The 18,934-nt window shown below is 71.2% G+C and carries 10 protein-coding genes and 1 pseudogene; 1 reads left to right on the forward strand and 10 read right to left on the reverse strand.

Annotated elements, in window-relative coordinates:
• The 8 genes and pseudogenes from EAO76_RS45820 to EAO76_RS03110 all read right to left on the reverse strand — a co-directional run.
• Positions 1-475, reverse strand: a 475-nt coding sequence (locus EAO76_RS45820; RefSeq protein WP_262375258.1) for an AMP-binding enzyme, incomplete at its 3' end; no start/stop codon positions are given.
• Between the two features lie 39 nt (positions 476-514).
• Positions 515-1,690 carry an AMP-binding protein gene (locus tag EAO76_RS45825; protein ID WP_262375259.1) on the reverse strand — a complete coding sequence of 392 codons (1,176 nt, stop codon included), beginning with the start codon at positions 1,688-1,690 and terminating at the stop codon, positions 515-517.
• A complete protein-coding gene (locus tag EAO76_RS45315) occupies positions 1,575-3,665 on the reverse strand; it encodes a condensation domain-containing protein (protein ID WP_222872135.1) in 2,091 nt (696 codons plus the stop codon). The genes EAO76_RS45825 and EAO76_RS45315 overlap by 116 nt, the downstream gene beginning before the upstream one ends.
• A 226-nt stretch (positions 3,666-3,891) precedes the next feature.
• Positions 3,892-5,241 (reverse strand): annotated as a pseudogene (locus EAO76_RS45320) (condensation domain-containing protein); the annotation flags it as partial.
• Between the two features lie 47 nt (positions 5,242-5,288).
• Entirely contained in the window at positions 5,289-12,032 is a 6,744-nt protein-coding gene (locus tag EAO76_RS03090) for a non-ribosomal peptide synthetase (RefSeq protein ID WP_262375254.1), read from the reverse strand.
• Between the two features lie 325 nt (positions 12,033-12,357).
• On the reverse strand, positions 12,358-13,830 hold the full coding sequence (locus EAO76_RS03095) for an MFS transporter (RefSeq protein ID WP_187438447.1): 1,473 nt from the start codon (positions 13,828-13,830) through the stop codon (positions 12,358-12,360).
• Between the two features lie 5 nt (positions 13,831-13,835).
• On the reverse strand, positions 13,836-14,453 hold the full coding sequence (locus EAO76_RS03105; RefSeq protein ID WP_148833053.1) for a winged helix-turn-helix domain-containing protein: 618 nt from the start codon (positions 14,451-14,453) through the stop codon (positions 13,836-13,838).
• A gap of 618 nt (positions 14,454-15,071) precedes the next feature.
• Positions 15,072-15,905, reverse strand: a complete 834-nt coding sequence (locus EAO76_RS03110) for a PIG-L family deacetylase (RefSeq protein ID WP_148833055.1) — start codon at positions 15,903-15,905, stop codon at positions 15,072-15,074.
• A 352-nt stretch (positions 15,906-16,257) separates the two neighbouring features.
• On the opposite strand from EAO76_RS03110, the gene EAO76_RS03115 reads away from it, so the two are divergent.
• Positions 16,258-17,886 (forward strand): pentapeptide repeat-containing protein, encoded by a 1,629-nt coding sequence (locus tag EAO76_RS03115; protein ID WP_148833057.1) that lies wholly within the window; start codon positions 16,258-16,260, stop codon positions 17,884-17,886.
• A gap of 171 nt (positions 17,887-18,057) precedes the next feature.
• Here EAO76_RS03115 and EAO76_RS03120 read toward each other — a convergent pair whose 3' ends face one another.
• Together EAO76_RS03120 and EAO76_RS03125 are read right to left on the reverse strand one after the other, a co-directional pair.
• Positions 18,058-18,576, reverse strand: coding sequence for a GNAT family N-acetyltransferase (locus EAO76_RS03120; protein ID WP_148833059.1), 519 nt, complete (start codon positions 18,574-18,576; stop codon positions 18,058-18,060).
• Complete coding sequence (locus EAO76_RS03125; protein WP_148833061.1) at positions 18,573-18,797, reverse strand: hypothetical protein; 225 nt, start codon at positions 18,795-18,797, stop codon at positions 18,573-18,575. The genes EAO76_RS03120 and EAO76_RS03125 overlap by 4 nt, the downstream gene beginning before the upstream one ends.
• Between the last annotated feature and the right edge of the window lie 137 nt (positions 18,798-18,934).

Genomic DNA, 18,934 nt, shown 5'->3' on the forward strand with positions numbered 1-18,934 from the left:
GCACCGCGCTGATCGACTGTCCGCCCAGTTCGAAGAAGTTGTCGTGGATGCCGATGGTGTCGATGCCGAGGACGTCGGACCAGACCGCGGTGATGGTCTCTTCCGTCGAGTTGCGGGGTGCGGTGTAGGTGGTGGCGAGTTCGGGGCGGTCGTGGCCGGGTGCGGGCAGTGCCTTGGTGTCGACCTTCCCGTTGGGGGTGAGGGGCAGCCGGTCGAGGGGGACGTAGAGGGCCGGGACCATGTAGTCGGGCAGCAGCCGCTGGAGATGGGTGCGCAGTTCGAAGGTGTCGGGGTCGTGTCCCGGGGCGGGCACGATGTAGGCGACCAGCCGCTTGTCCCCGGGGGTGTCTTCGCGGGTGGTGACGGTGGTGGTGTGGATGTGGGGGTGGGTGGTCAGGGCGGCTTCGATCTCGCCGAGTTCGATGCGGTAGCCGCGCAGTTTGACCTGGTTGTCGATCCGGCCGATGAACTCCATCGTGCCGTCGGGCCGCCACTTGACCAGGTCCCCGGTGTGYTAGACCCGCGGGTCGGGGCGGGGCGGGGCMAGGGGGTTGGGAGTGAAGCGTTCCCGGGTCAGGTCGGGGCGGTCGTGGTAGTGCCGGGCCAGGCAGATCCCGCCGAGCAGGGCGTGGCCGGGGATGCCGACGGGTGCGGGCTGGTTGTGGTGGTCGACGATGTAGGCGGTGGTGTTCGTGATCGCCCGGCCCAGTGTGGTGGTGCCTCCGTGCGGGTCGGGGGCGGTGGTCAGGCTCATCACGTTGGCCACCGAGCCCTCGGTGGCACCGTACTCGTTGCTGATCGTCGTCCGTGTGCTGCTGGCCTCCAGGAGCCGGGACACCAGCTGGGGGGTGAGGTTCTCACCGCCGGCCACGATCGTGGTGATGCGATGTCGGGCGCCCCGGGTCTCCAGGTGCGCGGCCAGGACCTCCAGGTGGGAGGGGGTGGCCTTCAGGAAGCTGATCGGGGTGTCGGTGCAGATCAGGTCGATCGCCGCGTCGAACGCCGTCCGCTCCGGCCCCGTGACCGGGATGACCAGCTGCTGGCCCTGGATCAGGGGCAGGAACAGTGCCGTGATCGTCAGGTCGAACGTCACCGACGAATACAGAACCGACCCGACACCCCCCGAAGCACCGGCCGGGTAGTTCCGGTCGCACCAGTGCAGATAGTTCACAACACCCCGGTGCTCCAGAGCCACCCCCTTCGGCCGGCCCGTCGAACCCGACGTGTAGATCACATAGGCCAGATCGTCCGGCACCGCCACCGGCACGGGATCCGTCTCCAAACCCTCCGGCCACTGCTCATCGACCAGGATGCGCTCGACCCCGTCGGGCAGCCGGCCGGCCAGATCCGTGCTCGTGATGACCAACGGGGCATTCGCGTCCCGGACCATGTAGGTGATCCGGTCCGCCGGATACTCCGGATCCACAGGAACGAACGCCGCCCCCGCCTTCAAAATGCCCAACAGCGTGGCGATCAGCTCCGGCGAACGATCCAGACACACCCCGACCAACGTGTCCGGGGAAATACCCATGCCCCGCAGATGATGGGCCAGCCGGTTCGCACGCGCGTTGACCTCACCATAGGTCCAGCACCGATCCCCATGCGTGACAGCAACCACACCCGGCCCCGCCGCCACACGCTCCTCCACCAGCCGGTGAATGGTCGCCGTATCCGGATACGGACCAGCCACACCATTCCACCCGACCAACACCTCCCCCAACTCCCCCACCGTCAACATGTTTCGCACGCGCGTTGACCTCACCATAGGTCCAGCACCGATCCCCATGCGTGACAGCAACCACACCCGGCCCCGCCGCCACACGCTCCTCCACCAGCCGGTGAATGGTCGCCGTATCCGGATACGGACCAGCCACACCATTCCACCCGACCAACACCTCCCCCAACTCCCCCACCGTCAACATGTTCAGCTCCGACAGACGCGCACCCGGCGCCGCCGCGACCGACCCCGCCAGAGTCACGAAATGCCCCGCCAACCGCTCGATCGACGCCCGCTCGAACAAATCCGTCCGATACTCAAGGGCTGCCAACAGCTCACCGTCCGTCTCCGCGGCGGTCAGCTGGAGGTCGAACTTGGCGTCCTGACCGCCCACCCCGACCTGCTCGACCGTCAGGCCGGGCAGGCTCCACGATTCCCCGTCCGGGGTGTTCTGGAAGACGAAAAGGGTCTGGAAGAGGGGGTTGCGGGACAGGTCGCGGTCGGGTGCCAACTCGTCGACGAGGCGTTCGAAGGGCAGGTCCTGGTGGTCGTAGGCACCGAGCGCGGTGTCCTTGACCCGGTCCAGGAGTTCGGTGAACGCCGGATCGCCGGACAGGTCGGTGCGCAGGACCAGGGTGTTGACGAAGAAGCCGATCAGGTCCTCCGTCTCGGCACGGTTGCGGCCGGCGATCGGGGTGCCGACCGCGATGTCGTCCTGGCGGCAGTAGCGGGCCAGAACGATCTGGAACAGGGACAGCAGCGCCATGAACAGGCTCGCGCCCTGCCCGCTCGCCGTCGACCGCAGCGCCTCCGTCACCTCCGCCGGCACCGAGAAGTACACGGTGTCGCCCTCGGCACCCTCCCGCTCGGCCGGCCGGCCGTGGCCGGTCGGCAGTTCCAGGGCCGGGACCCCTGTGAGGCGTTCGCGCCAGTACGTCAACTGCCTCTCCAGGAACTCCCCGTCCAGCTGCTTCCGCTGCCAGGCGGCGAAATCCCCGTACTGGATGGAGAGCTCGGGAAGCGACGCCTCACGCCCGGCAACCGCGGCCGCGTACAACTCCCGCAACTCACGGGCCAGAATCCCGGAGGACCAACCGTCCGAGACGATGTGGTGCAGCGTGATCAGCACGTACTGGTCGTCGTCGGCGACGCGCACCACGTCGACCCGCAGAAGCTGCCCACCGTCCAGCTCGAACGGTCGTCGTGCCTCGGCCGCCATGATCTCCAGTGCGGCCTCCTCCCGCTCGGCCGTCGGGCGGTTTCGGATGTCGTGCACCACCGGAGTGACCGCCCACGGTGCGTCCACGATCTGCGAGGGGCGTCCCGAGTCGTCCGTGACGAACCGGGTCCGCAGCACCTCGTGCCGGGTCACCAGACCGGTGAACGCCGCACCCAGCGCACCGGCATCGAGCGTGCCACGCATCCGCAGGCCGAACGGCACGAGGTACTCGGCACTGTCCGGTGTCAACTTGTCCAGGAACCACAACCGCTGCTGCGCGAACGAAAGGGGCAGTGGGCCGCTGCCGCGGTCGAGAGGTATCAGCGGCGCCTCCTCGGCGGTCTCCAGCTCTCGCACGACTCCGGCCAGCGAGGCAGGGGTGGGCGAGGTGAAGAGGGCACGCACCGGGACGTCCAACCCGAGCCGCTGCCGCAGGCGCGACGTCACCTGGGTCGCGAGCAGTGAATGTCCGCCCAGTTCGAAGAAGTTGTCGTGGATGCCGATGGTGTCGATGCCGAGGACGTCGGACCAGACCGCGGTGATGGTCTCTTCCGTCGAGTTGCGGGGTGCGGTGTAGGTGGTGGCGAGTTCGGGGCGGTCGTGGCCGGGTGCGGGCAGTGCCTTGGTGTCGACCTTCCCGTTGGGGGTGAGGGGCAGCCGGTCGAGGGGGACGTAGAGGGCCGGGACCATGTAGTCGGGCAGCAGCCGCTGGAGATTCGCACGTCGCACGCGCGTTGACCTCACCATAGGTCCAGCACCGATCCCCATGCGTGACAGCAACCACACCCGGCCCCGCCGCCACACGCTCCTCCACCAGCCGGTGAATGGTCGCCGTATCCGGATACGGACCAGCCACACCATTCCACCCGACCAACACCTCCCCCAACTCCCCCACCGTCAACATGTTCAGCTCCGACAGACGCGCACCCGGCGCCGCCGCGACCGACCCCGCCAGAGTCACGAAATGCCCCGCCAACCGCTCGATCGACGCCCGCTCGAACAAATCCGTCCGATACTCAAGGACCGCGCGCAGTCCGTCCGCCGACTCGACCGCCGTGAGCGTCAGGTCGAACTTGGCGACACCCCGCTCTATCTCGACCGACTCGGTCCGTGCGCCCGCCAGTTCCCATGCCTGGTCCTCCGCGCTGCCGGGCGCCTGGAGGACGAACATCGTCTGGAACAGGGGGTTGCGGGACAGGTCACGGTCGGGGGCGAGTTCCTCCACGAGGCGTTCGAAGGGCAGGTCCTGGTGGTCGAAGGCACCGAGCGCGGTGTCCTTGACCCGGTCCAGCAGCTCCGTGAACGCCGGATCGCCGGACAGGTCGGTGCGCAGGACCAGGGTGTTGACGAAGAAACCGATCAGGTCCTCCGTCTCGGCACGGTTGCGGCCCGCGACCGGGCTGCCGACCGCGATGTCGTCCTGGCGGCAGTAGCGGGCCAGAACGATCTGGAACAGGGACAGCAGCGCCATGAACAGGCTCGCGCCCTGCCCGCCCGCCGTCGCCCGCAGCGCCTCCGTCACCTCCGCCGGCACCGAGAAGGTGACCACGTCGCCGTCGCCGCTCGGCTGCGCCGGGCGCTGGTGGTCGGTGGGAAGTTCGAGCGGCGTCACGTGGGCGAGGCGTTCGCGCCAGTAGGCCAGCTGCCTCTCCAGGAACTCCCCGTCCAGCTGCTTCCGCTGCCAGGCGGCGAAATCCCCGTACTGGATGGAGAGCTCGGGAAGCGACGCCTCACGCCCGGCAACCGCGGCCGCGTACAACTCCCGCAACTCACGGGCCAGAATCCCGGAGGACCAACCGTCCGAAGCGATGTGGTGCACCGTCAGCAGCAGGAAGTGGTCGTCGTCCGCGAGCCTCACCACGTCGGCCCGCAGGAGTCGCCCGGCCTCCAGGTCGAACGGCCGCGTCGCCTCGGTGCGCAGTACTTCGCCCGCACGGGTCTCCGCGTCCGCCTCGGCCCGCAGGTCGTGGACCGTGACCTCCACCGGCCGGGGGGCGCCGATCACCTGCCGCGGTGTGCCGTCGTCGTCCGCCCGGAACGCCGTCCGCAGCACCTCGTGCCGGGCCACCAGAGCTGACAGTGCCGTGCCGAGCGCGGGAACGTCCAGCGTGCCGTGCACCCGCAGCACAGTCGGCACCAGGTATTCCGCGCTGTCCGGCGTCAGCCGGTCCAGGAACCACAGCCGCTGCTGCGCGAACGACAGCGGCAGCGGTCCGGCCTCCCGGTCGGTCCGTACGATTCGAGCCGCTTCCGCACGCCGCCGCATGCGGGACAGCAGCCGTGCCTCCACCGAGTTCTCGCCCATGATGTTCCGTCCTCTTCGTCTTCTCGCGTGGGCAATGGGCCGCTGTTTCAGGAAAGCTGTTCCTGCGCGTCGAACAATTCGACGAGCTGTTGCTTGATGCCGATGACGGTCGGCGACTGGAAAAGTCGTCGCAGGCCGATGCGTACTCCGGTCACCGACTCGACCTGGTTGACGAGTTGGAGGGCGAGCAGGGAATGCCCGCCGGCGTCGAAGAACCCCTCGTGGATTCCCATGCGCTCGACGCCGAGCACGGCGGCCATGATCCCGGCGATCTCCGCCTCGATCTCGTCCCGTGGCGCGGTGTATCCGGCCGTGCTGTCGCCGTCGTTGCCGGGGGCCGGCAGTGCCGCGTGGTCGACCTTGCCGTTCCGGTTGAGCGGCAGTTCCGGCAGGATCGCGAACGCGGACGGCATCATGGCGCGGGGCAGGCGTTCGGCGGCCCACTCGCGCAGCGCGCCGACGTCCACCGCGGCGCCGGGTGCGGGCACGCAGTAGGCGACCAGTCGCTTGTCGCCGGGAGTGTCCTCCCGGACCACCACCGCGCAGACCCCGACCGTGCCGTGGGTGAGCAGCGTCGCCTCGATCTCGCCGAGTTCGACGCGGACACCGCGCAGTTTCACCTGGCGGTCGATCCGTCCCAGCAGGTCCAGTTCGCCATCGGCGGTGAACCGGCCGAGATCGCCCGTGCGGTACATCCGGCCGCCGCGGAAGGGGTCGGCGACGAAGCGTTCGGCGGTGAGGTCGGGCCGTTGGTGGTAACCGCGTCCGACGCTGTCGCCGCCGAGGTACACCTCGCCCAGCACCCCCGCGGGCACGGGGCGGCGGTCCGGGTCCAGGACGTACACGGTCTGGTTGACCATGGGACGGCCCGCGAGGACCGGTCCGGTCGGGTCGGTGCGCGAGGCACGCCAGTACGTCGTGTCCACCGATACCTCGGTGGCGCCGTACAGGTTGACGAGGTCGCCGGGGAAGCGCTCGGTGAACCGGCTCACCAGCGTCGGCTGGAGCGGCTCGCCACTGGCGAAGGCGTACCGCAGGTGCGCGCAGTCCTCGGGCCGCGCCTGGGAGACGAACATGTCCAGCAGGCTCGGCACGAAGTGCAGGCCGACCACGCGGTGGGCGCGCATCAGACGGGACACCTCGGCCATGTCGAGCCGGTCCGATCCCGGCACCAGCACGACCGTGGCGCCCTGCCACAGGGGCCAGAAGATCTCGTACGCCGACACGTCGAAGGACAGCGGTGTGGCCTGGAGGAAGCCCTCGCCCGGAGCGATCGGGAACGCGTGCTGCATGCCGGCCAGGTAGTTGACCACTCCGCGGTGTTCGATGCGGACGCCCTTCGGGCGGCCCGTGGAACCGCTGGTGTAGATCAGGTAGCACAGGTCGCCGGGGTCCGCGACGGGTTCCGGCGCGTCCGTGGGCAGGGTGTCCGGCAGGTCGGCGGGGCGGTCCACGGCCAGCAGGTCCGGACCGTCCGGCAGCAGGGCGGAGTGCGCGATATCGGTGACGATCAATGGTGCGCCGGAGTCCGCCACCAGGTACGCCAGCCGTTCCTCCGGGTGCTCCGGGTCGAGCGGGACGTACGCGGCGCCGGCCTTGAGGATGCCGAGCAGCGTCCACACCATGGCGGGCGAGCGTTCCAGGCAGACCCCCACGGGTACGTCGGGGCCGATGCCCGGCACGGCGCGCAGCCGGTGGGCCAGGCGGTTGGCCCTTTCATCGAGTTGACGGTACGTCATGCTTTCCGTGCCGCAGACGACCGCGACCGCGTCCGGGTCCTGTGCCGCCCGCTGCTCGAACAACTGGTGCAGTGTCGTCGCCGGAACGGGCTCGGTGGTGTCGTTCCATTCGGTGAGGACTCGGTGCCGCTCCCCCGCGTCCAGCATCTCCACCTCGGACAGCGTGCTGTGCGGGCGAATCGTGGCCGCGGCCAGCAGGTTGGTGAAGTGACCGGCCATGCGGCGTGCGGTGTCCTCGGTGAAGAGGTCGTCGGCGTAGACCACTGCGCCGTCCAGGGTGCCGTCCGCGGCCTCCGCGAGGTACATCGACAGGTCGAACTTGGCGTCCCGGACGGGGGACTCGACGGGCTCCGCGGTCAGGCCCGGCAGGTTCCAGGCGTCCGCGCCCGGTGTGTTCTGCAGTGCGAACATCGTCTGGAACAGGGGGTTGCGGGACAGGTCGCGGTCCGGGGCCAGTTCTTCCACGAGGCGTTCGAAGGGCAGGTCCTGGTGGTCGTAGGCGCCGAGCGCGGTGTCCTTGACCCGGTCCAGCAGCTCGGCGAACGCCGGATCGCCGGACAGGTCGGTGCGCAGAACCAGGGTGTTGACGAAGAAACCGATCAACTCCTCCGTCTCGGCACGGTTGCGACCGGCGACCGGGCTGCCGACCACGATGTCCCGCTGCCCGCTGTAGCGGGCCAGCAGCAGCTGGAAGACTGCCAGCAGGGTCATGAACAGGCTCGCGCCGCTCTCGGCGGACACCGTGCGGGCGCGGGCGGCGACCTCGGCGGGCACCGAGAACCGGATCACTTCGCCCCGCCCGCCCCGCTCCGCCGGCCGTACGTGGTCGGTGGGCAGCTCCAACGGCTCCAGTCCGCCCAACTGATCGCGCCAGTAGGCGAGTTGTCGTTCCAGCGGCGCGCCGGACAGCCAGCCGCGCTGCCACACCGCGTAGTCGGCGTACTGCACGGGCAGCGGATCCGGCCCGGTCGTGCCGGAGCGGTCCGAGAGGGCTTCCGCGTACCGCGCGGACAGCTCGCGCACCAGTACGCCCACCGACCAGCCGTCGAAGGCGATGTGGTGCACGGTGACCGCCAGGACGTGCTCCTCGTCGGTCAGCCGCACCAGCAGTGCGCGCAGCATCGGTCCGGTGCCGAGGTCGACCGGCCGCAGTCCGTCCTCGCGCAGCACCTCCGCCAGGGCGTCCTCGCGGGCGGCCGTGTCACCCGTCCGGCGCAGGTCCCGTACCAGCATCCGTACCGGCCGTGCCGGGTCGATCAGCTGCGCCGGGGAGCCCGTCGCGTCCGTGCCGAACCGGGTGCGCAGGATCTCGTGGCGTGCCACCACCGCGGTGAACGCGGCGTTCAGCGCGTCGGTGTCCAGGGGGCCCAGGATGCGGAAGGCGAAGGGCAGCAGGTATTCGGCCCGGCCCGGCTCCAGCTGGTCCAGGAACCAGAGCCGTTGCTGCGCGAAGCTGAGGGGCGGCGGAGTGCCGTGGCGCGGTGCCGCCGGAATGCGGTCGGCCTCCGTGCCGTCCAGTTCCGTCACGGCCGCGGCCAGCAGCGCCGGGGTCGGTGCGCTGAACAGCGTGCGCACCGGCACGTCGGCGCCCAATCGCCGGCGCAGCCGCGACACGACCTGGGTGGCCAGCAGCGAGTGCCCGCCCAGTGCGAAGAAGTCGTCGTGCACGCCGATCCGGTCGACGCCCAGCACCTCGGACCACACCTCGGTCACCGTGCGTTCGGTGTCCGTGCGCGGCTCGGTGTACGCGGCGTCCAGTCCGGACCGGTCGGAGGCGGGCGCGGGAAGTGCCCGGCGGTCGGTCTTGCCGTTCGGGGTGAGCGGGATGCGTTCCAGCGGGACGAACGCCGTGGGCACCATGTAGTCCGGCAGGTCGCGCTGGAGGTGGGCGCGCAGCGCGCTCGCGTCGAGGGGGCCCACGGGCACCACGTACGCCACCAGTCTCTGCACGCCGGGGGCGTCCTCGCGCAGCACGACGGTGGCGCCGGTGATCGTGGGGTGGGCGAGCAGCGCCGTCTCGATCTCGCCCGGTTCGATGCGGTAGCCGCGCAGCTTGACCTGGTTGTCGGAGCGGCCCACGAACTCCAGCCGCCCGTCCGGCAGCCATCGGGCGAGGTCACCGGTGCGGTAGACGCGCCGCGGCGTGCCGTCCACGTCCACGACGGTGAACTTCTCGTCGGTCAGCTCGGGCCGATTCAGGTAGCCGCGGGCCAGCCCGGGGCAGCCGATCCACATCTCGCCCGGCACGCCCACCGGCACCGGCCGGCCGTGACGGTCGACCACGAACACCTTCGCGTTGGCGACCGGCCGGCCGATCGGCACCCGGTCGACGGGGCCGTCGATCCTGGCGGTCGTCGCCTCCTGCGCGGCCTCCGTGGGACCGTAACCGTTGATCAGGGGCACCGCGCAGTGCCGGAACCACTGCCGGACCTGTTCCCGCTGGAGCGCCTCGCCGCCGAGCCGGACCAGCCGCAGCCGCGGTCCCAGCGCGTCCGGACCGTCCAGGTCGGCGGCCAGGGCCCCGAACGCCGACGGGGTGAGCCATGCCACCGTGACCCGGCGCTCGCGCAGCGCCGCCGCCAGTCGGCCCGGGTCCCAGGTGTCGTCGCGCAGCACCAGAGCCGCCCCGGAGACGAGCGGGGCGAACATCTGGCCCACCGACGAGTCGAACGCGATCGAGGCGAACTGCAGGACCCGGTCCTCGGACGTGAGCCCCAGCTCACGGCATGTCTCCCGCATCCGCGCACGCAGCGCGCCGTGGGTGATCTGCACGCCCTTGGGGCGGCCGGTGGAACCACTGGTGTAGATCACGTAGGCCACGTCGTCCGGCCCGGCCTGCGCCACCGGACCGGCGGGGGCGGTGTGCGGCGGCTCCGTCCGGTGTCCGTCCAGCAGCAGCGTCGGTGTGCGGTCGGGCAGGCGGCCGGTGTGCGCGGACTGGGTGACGATCAGTGGGGCGCCGCTGTCCTCGACCATGTGGGCGAGCCGGTCCGTGGGGTACGCCGGGTCCAGCGGCACGTATGCCGCCCCCGACTTGTGGATGCCGAGCAGCGTGCACACCATGTCCGTACCGCGGTCCAGGCAGACCGCGACCAGGGTGCCCGGCCCGGCACCGCGCTCGCGCAGCCGGTCGGCGATCCACTCGGCCCGCTCGTCGAGTTGACGGTAGGTCAGCTCGTCGGTGCCGCAGGTCACGGCCGGTGCGTCGGGGTGGCGAGCGGCCTGTTCCTCGATCAGCCGGGTCACGGTCACCGTGTCCGGCGCGTCGGTGTCTGCCCCGTTCCACTCGCCGAGGATCGTCCGGCGCTCGGTGGCGGTCAGCATCGGGAGCTCGGACAGCCGGGCGTCGGGGGTGGCGCAGGCGGCGGCCAGCAGCGTCTCGAAGTGCCCGGCGAGCCGTACCATCGTGGCCTCGTCGAACAGGTCGGTGGAGTACACGATGGTGCCGTCCAGAGCACCGTCGGCGGCCTCGGTGGCGTAGAAGGTGAAGTCGAACTTGGAGTCCTGGGCGGACACGTCGAGCTGCCGCACGGTCAGGCCCGGCAGTTCCCAGGACCGGCTGTCGGGGGTGTTCTGGAGGACGAACATCGCCTGGAACAGCGGATTGCGCGACAGGTCCCGCTGCGGGGCCAGCTCCTCCACGAGGCGTTCGAAGGGCAGGTCCTGGTGGTCGTAGGCGCCGAGCGCGGTGTCCTTGACCCGGTCGAGGAGATCGGTGAACACTGGGTCGCCGGACAGGTCGGTGCGCATGACCAGCGTGTTCACGAAGAAGCCGACCATGTTCTCGATCTCGGCCCGGTTGCGGCCCGCGATCGGGGTGCCCACCGCGATGTCCTCCTGGCCGCTGTAGCGCGACAGCACCGTCTGGAAGACCGCCAGCAGGGTCATGAACAGGCTCGCGCCGGCCTCCTTGGAGAGCCTGCGGGCGCCGTCCGCGGTCCTTGCCGGTACGCGGAAGGTGAGCATGGCGCCGTTGCCGCTGCGCCGCGCCGGGCGCCGGCGGTCGGTGGGCAGCTCCAGCGGTTCGGTGCCGGCCAGCCGGGCGCGCCAGTAGTCCAGTTGCTCCGCCAGCACCTCGCCGGTGAACCACTGGCGCTGCCAGGACGCGAAGTCGGCGTACTGGAGGGAAGGTTCGGACAGTCCGGTGGCCGTTCCCGCGACCCGTGCGCCGTACAGCGCGGTCAGCTCCCGGGACAGCACCCCCGACGACCAGCCGTCGAAAGCGATGTGATGCACCGTCAGAGAGAGCAGGTGCTCCTCGTCGGCCAGCCGGACCAGCAGTGCGCGCACCATCGGTCCGGTGCCGAGGTCCATCGGCCGGAAGCCCTCGGTGTCCACGAGCGCGGCGGCCGCCTCCTCGCGCGCGTCCCGTCCGACGACGGACCGCAGGTCGTGAACGGCGAGCGGCAGCGGCCGGGGCGGGTCGACGACCTGGCCGGGGTTGCCGTCCGCATCGCCGACGAAGCGGGTGCGCAGCACCTCGTGCCGGGCCACCAGATCCGACAGCGACGCGCGCAGCGCCGGGACGTCCAGCGGGCCGCTGATGCGCAGTCCCATGGGGATCAGGTACTCGGCCCGGCCGGGCTCCAACTGGTCCAGGAACCACAGTCGGTGCTGCGCGAACGACAGCGGCAGCGGACGTCCGTGCCGGGGCGCGCGGGGTATGGCAGGGGCGTCGTCCGGAGTCCCGGCCGCCGCCAGGGCGTCCACGGCGTCCGTCGGGTCCCCGGCATCGAAGTCGGCCGACTCGAACAGCCGGCGGGCCCGCAGCAGGGCTTCCTCCGCGAGGAACGACGCCACCGCCCGCACCGTCAACGGCTCCGGCAGTTTTTCCGCGCCGAATTCCGAACCGAATTCCTCCGCGATCCGGACCGCCATTTCCGTCGCCTGCGGGAGGGTTCCGCCGAGCCGGAAGAATTCGTCCTCCGCCCCGGTCACCTCGGTGCCGAGCACCGCGTTCCACACTGCCGCGATGCGGGCTTCCGCGGGAGAGAAACCGCCCTGCTCGACCCTCTGGCCGGAGGTCGCGGCCATCATCGGGTTCGTCGTCATGTGTCCACCAGTTCCTCGTCATCGACCGTCTGCGAAAACCCTCGGAAACTCAGCCGAATCCGATGCTCGCAGAGCGATCTGGAGGAGATAACTGGTCACTTCTGCCCGCCGGACGTGGTCACTTCTGCCCGCCGGGCGCGGACGCCCACGGCTGTCGGAGGCGGGCGCCCACGCCCTTCGGGCATGGACGCTCACGCCGGTCCGGGCGCGAACACAACACCCGGTCGGCAGGGTTCCGCCGACCGGGCAGGGCAGTGGCAGTGGTACGGGACCGGCGGCCGACGGGCGGTCCACCGCCCGGCCGGTGCCGGCCCCGTACCACCGATCACACGGCTTCCTTGACCGCGTCTTCCCCGGGAGCCGGAGCCGTGCCGGTCGCGCTCTCCTTCCCGTGCTCGGCGCCGCCGGGGCTCGTGTCGGGAACCGTCTGCTTGCGCATGCCCGACCACTCCCGGTTCAGGGCCGGCACACCGATGGCGACGAGGTAGAGCCCGCCCACGATCCACAGCGCACCCGAGGTGCCCGCCACCGTCACCAGTCCCGCGCCCAGCAGCCCGCCGAAGGGGATGCCCGCCCAGGTGACGGCCTGGGCCATCGTCTTGACCCGTCCCAGCAGCGGAGTGGGGATCAGCTCGTACGTCACGGCCCCCACGATCGGGTTGACGAAGCCCGAGCCCAGGCCGCCCACCGCCAGCACCGCCAGCACCACCCACAGGGGCGCCCCCGTGGCCATGGCCACGAAGCGCGGGACGCCGCCCAGGGTCAGGCCGATCAGATAGACGGTGCGCCGGGGCAGCCGGTCGGCCACCCCTGCGGCCACGAGCGCGGCGACGATCGACGTCGCGGCGAAGACGCTGACCACCAGGCCGATGACTCCCGCACCGTGGCCCGTCTCCTTCGCCCAGACCGGCAGCAGCACGGACATGAACGCCTGGTCGAGCAGGTTGGTCACGGCGAGCATGCCGACGATGGACCGCAGCAGCTTGGCGTCGCGCAGGAACACGGCGCCCTGACGCAGTCGCGAGAAATAGCCCTCGGCCTCCTCGACCGGCATCTCGTGCGGCTCGGGCACCGGGTCGCTGAGGGTGGTGGAGATGATCAGCGCCGACACACCGAACAGGAAGGCCGTGATCCACAGGGCGTAGAGGCTGCCGAAGGAGGCGACGACCACACCGGCGATAGCCGGTCCGACGGTCGTCGCGGTCCGTTCGACCGCCGTCGACAGACCGGTCCCCCGTTCCAGCGGCACCCGGGCCGCGCGGGTGGCCGCGGGCACGAAGAGCCCCTTGGCCCCGTTGGCCGGGCCGTCCGCCGCGCCGACCACGGCCAGCAGCCCCAGCAACAGGCCGAAGGACAGGTTGCCCGTCAGGTAGAGCAACGGGGCGGCGGCCGTCGCGACGGTGGAGGCCAGGTCACCGGCCACGCTGATGCGTTTGGGGCCGACCCGGTCGATGATCGGCCCCGCCAGCGCCTGGGCCACCACGTAGGGGACTATCTGACAGAAAGCGACCAGGCCCGTCTTGCCGACACTGCCGGTCGTCGTCAGGACGAACCAGGGCAGGGCGATCGAGAGCACCCGGTTGGCCGACAGGGACGCCGCGTTGGCCGACAGCATGCCGATCAGTCCACGCAGGACCCGGGGTTCTTCGTCCTGAGCGCCCGGGGCACCCGAGGTGTCCGGGGCGTCGGGGGTGCCCGGGGCGTCCGGACCATCCAGGGCGTCCCGGGAGTCCGGGGAGTCCGGGGAAGGTGTGCCACTGTCCGCCGCCTGCTGGGCGGCCGCGTGCCGAGAGGTCATCTTTCTCACTCCGGGTCGGTGGGGTGGGAGACGTGCCGGTCTGCGCTGGTGGGGAACAACTGGAACTGGAAGGTGACTCGTGCCGCGCCCTCGGGCAGCGGCGAACCCGCCGGTTCGGTCGAGGAGTTGCGTCGGCGGAGCAGTCGGTGGATCTCCGCCGACAGCTCCTCGGCCTCGGCCGGGGTGAGCGTGAGCGCGTAGTCGCTGAAGTCCTGGGCGTCGCGCCACTCGGGCGACAGCGAGGGGGTCGCGTCGATGGCGGTCGTCATCGCGTCGGACCAGACCCGGCCGAGCGCCTGCAGATAGGCGATCCCGAGACCGCCGTCGTCCGCCAGCACCGCATCGTCCGGCAGGACCGTGTTGACGTGCGCCGCCTGCCACCAGCGCTCACGTCGGCCACCGCCCTGGGACGGGGCCTCGACGATGAAGCCGTACTCGGCGAGCTGGCGCAGGTGATAGCTGGTCGCGCCGGTGTTCTGGTTCAGCCGCCGGGCGATCGTGGTGGCCGTGGCGGGCCCCTCCGTCCGCAGGACCGTCAGCATCTGCACCCGCAACGGGTGCGCGATGCCCCGCAGGTTACGGGCGTTCAGTTGCACTTGGGAGGGCTGCTCGGGATGTTCCATGGACCCCAAGGTAGACGACAAAGACTTCTGTGCACAGACTCCTGTGCACAGAAGTCTGTGCAGTCGCAGAGTGGCTGAATTCCATTGACATACAAGCCGGTTGACGACATCGGCTCACGGCTGGGCTCCGTCACGGAACCCGGTGTCGAGCCGGGCACGGGGATCGCCGCACCGCAGGTGAACCAGGGCGGGCAGGGCCCGTCGGCATGCGGGCGGACACCATCGGCGCGCCCCGGTCTCCCGCCGCCGGACACGCGGTTGAGCGCTCGGACAGTGCGGTTTCCGGCCGGGCGGATCGTCCGGTGGCGGGTGGACGAGCACGCGGAGCTCCTGGCGGGGCACGGCGGATCTCGGCCGTGGCTCCTCCCGCCAGGAGCTTCATCGCAGGGTGGAGCCGTCCGGCCGGCGTACACCGTCAACGGGCCGGAATCGGCTCACGGCCCCCGGTCCACGACATCCGGGCATCGTGGGCGGCCCGGCTGCGGGCAGGGAACCCGATGTCGTGTTCGCCGTCGTCCGACGGGCGAACCATCCGGTCCGTACCGACACCATCCGGTCCGCACCGACACCGACACCGACACCGTCCGCGTCGGCGCGGTGACGACGGCACTCAGCGGATCAGCGCAGTCCTGCGAAGAGGTCGTTCTCGGGTACGGCCGCACCGGTGGTGTCCTTGACGCGTACGAAGGTCTCCATGCCCATGAACTCGCCGAACCTCTCCTTGCCCATCTTGAGGAAGAAGATGTTCTCGCCCTGACTGGCGTGCGCGGCCAGCGCATCGAACTTCTGGCCGCTGAAGGCGGTGGTGTCCACCCACGTGGTGACCTCGTCGTCGGGCAGACCGATCTTGGCCATCGCGGCGATCTCGGCAGGATCCGGCTCCGGCACGTCCTCACCGAACTCGCGCATGGTCTCCCCGAACTGCTGCATCATCGAGCGGGGCATCGTCGTCCAGTACACCTTCGGGGTCAGCTCGGCCATCTCCAGCGCCGCCATCGTGATGCGGTTGGCCTGGATGTGGTCGGGGTGGCCGTAGAAGCCGTTCTCGTCGTAGGTGACGACCACGTCGGGGCGGTAGTGGCGCATGAGTTCCGCGAGTCGGGCGGCGCCTTCCTCCACGGGGGTCCGCCAGAAGGACCCGGGGGCGTCGTTGCTCGGCCAGCCGATCATCCCGGAGTCGGCGTAGTCCAGCATCTCCAGATCGCTGATCTTCAGGACGTCACAACTCGCCTCGAGTTCTTGACGGCGCATCAGGGCGACGGCCGCCGGATCGTGTCCGGGGTCGCCCGGCTTGGCACCCCCCGGTCCGTCACCGCAACCACCGTCGGTACACGTCACGAGAACCGTGCGGATGCCTTCGGCCGCGTACCGCGCGAGGACCCCTCCGGTTCCGGTGGCCTCGTCGTCGGGATGGGCGTGCACTGCCATGAGCGTCAAGGGCCGGTCAGTCATGAAAAAGTCTCCTCCTGCGGAAATACGGGTCGGTCCAAGTGTGCGGCGGGTGTACCGCGGTCCCGGGCCCGGTTCCCGGTGGGGCGGACGACCTCGCGGTCTCCGTGTCTCCCCGCCCGTGACGGCGCCGGTCCCTCGGTCGGTGCAACCGTGCCGACCGGACCCGCTGTTCCCGGCACGGCCGAACTGCCGTCCGAGCGGGCATGCCCGCTCGGGGGGAATCGGTCGGCTCCCGTCGCGGTCCGGAGAGGTCGTTGCCCGGCACGTTCGTTTCGCGTGATCGGCGGTCGGGCCGAGGGGCCGCGTTCGATGGGTTCCGGACGAATCGCTAATCTCTTGGGAAGCAAGGAACTTGATCGTCCTGATCGTGCGGGAGGCCGTGGTGACCATCGGTGACGGAGGGGCGACGGCCGAAGCGGTGCGGGCGGCCGCGGGCCGACTGCGCGACGGCGGCGTCGGCCCCCGGCGGGACGCCGTGGTTGAACTGGCCCGGCTCGGCGACGACCATCCGGACCTGCGGCAGGACGTGGCGGAGGCGGTCTGCGCGTTCGTCCGCGAGCACCCGGCCCGGGACGAACACCCGTCGGACGGCGACAGCGATCCGGCCGGGGCCGAGGTACGACGAGCGGCGCTCGCCATGCTCGCCGACCGGCTGCGCCCCGTACCGGACGCGACCGGGCAGGACACCGCCCGCTGGGGCGGCATCGCGGTGGACCTGACCGGCGCGGTCGTGGACGGCGTCGACTTCACGGACTGCCGGTTCGACCGGGCGGCCTTCGCCGACTGCCTGTTCCGCGGCACGACCACGTTCGAGGGCACGCGTTGGGCGGGCGACGCGCTCTTCCCGCGCGCGGTGTTCTCCTGCGATGCCCGGTTCACCGGCGCCCGGTTCGACGGGGATGCCGTATTCGGCCGGGCCCGGTTCCACGGCCGGGCCCGCTTCGACGATGCCCGCTTCGACGGGCTCGCCTGGTTCGGCTTCGGCGAGGAGGGCATCTGGGAGGACGAGGACGGGGAGGATCTCGACGACACCTCCCCGGAGGGACTCGGGCCGACGACCGTGATCCCCTGGAACGAGCCGAACGAGGCCGACCCCCACTGGCCCGACGCGTACCTGATGGGCGAGTACCAGAGCTGGGAGGAGGGCGGGGACGGAGCGCTGTTCCGCGGTGCCGCGTCGTTCCGCGGCGCGCGCTTCCGGAACGCCGCGTGGTTCTGGAAGGTGCGGTTCGGCGCGGCGGCGGTGTTCCGCGGCGCGCGCTTCGACTCGCAGGTGTACCTGGACCAGCCGGCCGCCGACCTCACCGACGCCCGCGCCGCGGCCACCGACCGCGAACAGCGGTGGCCGTTCGGCTGGACGACGGTACCCGCGGACGACGGCCCGGCGCGCCTGACGACCGACGCCGCCGTCGCCCCGTACGCACACCAGTTGGCCGCGGCCGAGGCGTCCGTACGGCTGGCCGGGCTGCGGATCCTCGACGGTCTCGGCGACGCCCGGCCCGAACTGCGCGCCGAGATCGTCACCACGGTCTGCGCGTACCTGCGGACGCCGCTGCCGTTCCCGGTCGGCGCCGCGGACCTCGACGACGGGCAGCGGACCGAACTGGCCGTACGACGGTCGGCCCAGGAACTGCTCACCGCACGCCTGCGGCCGTCGGACGCCGACCGGTTCTGGCCGGACGCGGAGCTGTCGCTGTCCGGCGCCACGCTGGTCGGCCTCGACCTGAGCGGCTGCCGACTGGCGTGCGCGGATTTCACGGGCACCCAGTTCCACGGCGCCACGCGGCTCGACGGCGTTCTGTTCACCCGGGGCGCGCTGTTCCGGCTGCCCGACGGCGGCGGTTCCGCGACGTTCCACGGGCCGGTCCTCCATGACGACGCCGACCTCGGCGAGGAGCACCTCGCCTCGTCCGGGCCGTCCCGTCGGCACACCGCCCGCGCCACGCTCGAATCGCTGCTCGCGGCCCGCCCCGTGCCGTGACCGCACCGCCGATCCGGCGCCGTACCAGCCCGTGACCTCGTACTTCCCACGGCCCCGTCATGCGCCTTTCTCCCGGCCCGCTCCCCCGACCGGGCCCGGCCCGCGTATCGGCTCCCCGTTCCTCCCCGCTCCCTCGGCGGAGCAGTTGTCGGCCTCCGGGGAGCGTCCGAGTCAGCGCCCGATGATCCGGTGCCATTTGATCTCGCCTTCGTGCCACTCGCCGGTGGGTGCGAGCCCGGCGGCGGTGGCGACGGCGGCGGATGCCCGGTGTTCGGGGTGGATGTGGGCGATGACGGTGTGCACCCGCTGCCCGCCGAGCCAGTCGACGAGGCCCCGGGCCGCTTCGGTGGCGATGCCTCTTCCCTGCCACGGGGTTCCCACCACCCAGGCGATCTCGGCGACGGGCCCGTGGTCGGACGGGCCGACCGTCGCCTGGACGGTGCCCGTCAGGCCGGACGTGTCACGGAGGCGGATCACCCAGTTCAACCAGGAGACGGCCGGGTCGGGAGAGCCCGCGGTCATGCGCCGATAGCGCGAGCGCAGGGCCTGCGGGGTGTCGGGAGTGCCGCCGATGAAGGTGTGCAGGGCCGGGTCGGACAGCACGTCGGCCATCTCCTCGGCATGCGCGACGCGCAGCGGCAGCAGGTCCAGCCGTCCGGTGCCGATGATCCGGGCTTCGAGGGCACTCATGCCGCGGCCTCCTCGGGGCGTCCGACGAGCCGGCCGCGTCCGCGGCGTGCTCCGGTGCGGCCGGCGGGGCGGGGCGCGTTCGTGGCCTTCCGGAAGTCCGGGGCGCCGTCGCCGACCGCGAGGGCCGGGACGTGCGCGCCCCGGCGGGCAGCCTCGCGCACGATCCCGTCGACCGGGGAACCGGTCCCGGTGGTGCCGTTGCCGGTGGTCGTGTCGAGCACGGATGAGCCTTTCCGGCCCGCGCTGCGCACACGGGCCCACTGCGGTGGCCGTCGAAGGATCACTGGGAAGGTACGCCCTTCGCGCCCCGCCGCCAAAGGCCGGTGCGCAGGTCCGGGGTATCGCTCGCGCGTCCGGC

This window comes from Streptomyces sp. sk2.1 (genome assembly GCF_008120935.1).
Lineage (GTDB): Bacteria > Actinomycetota > Actinomycetes > Streptomycetales > Streptomycetaceae > Streptomyces.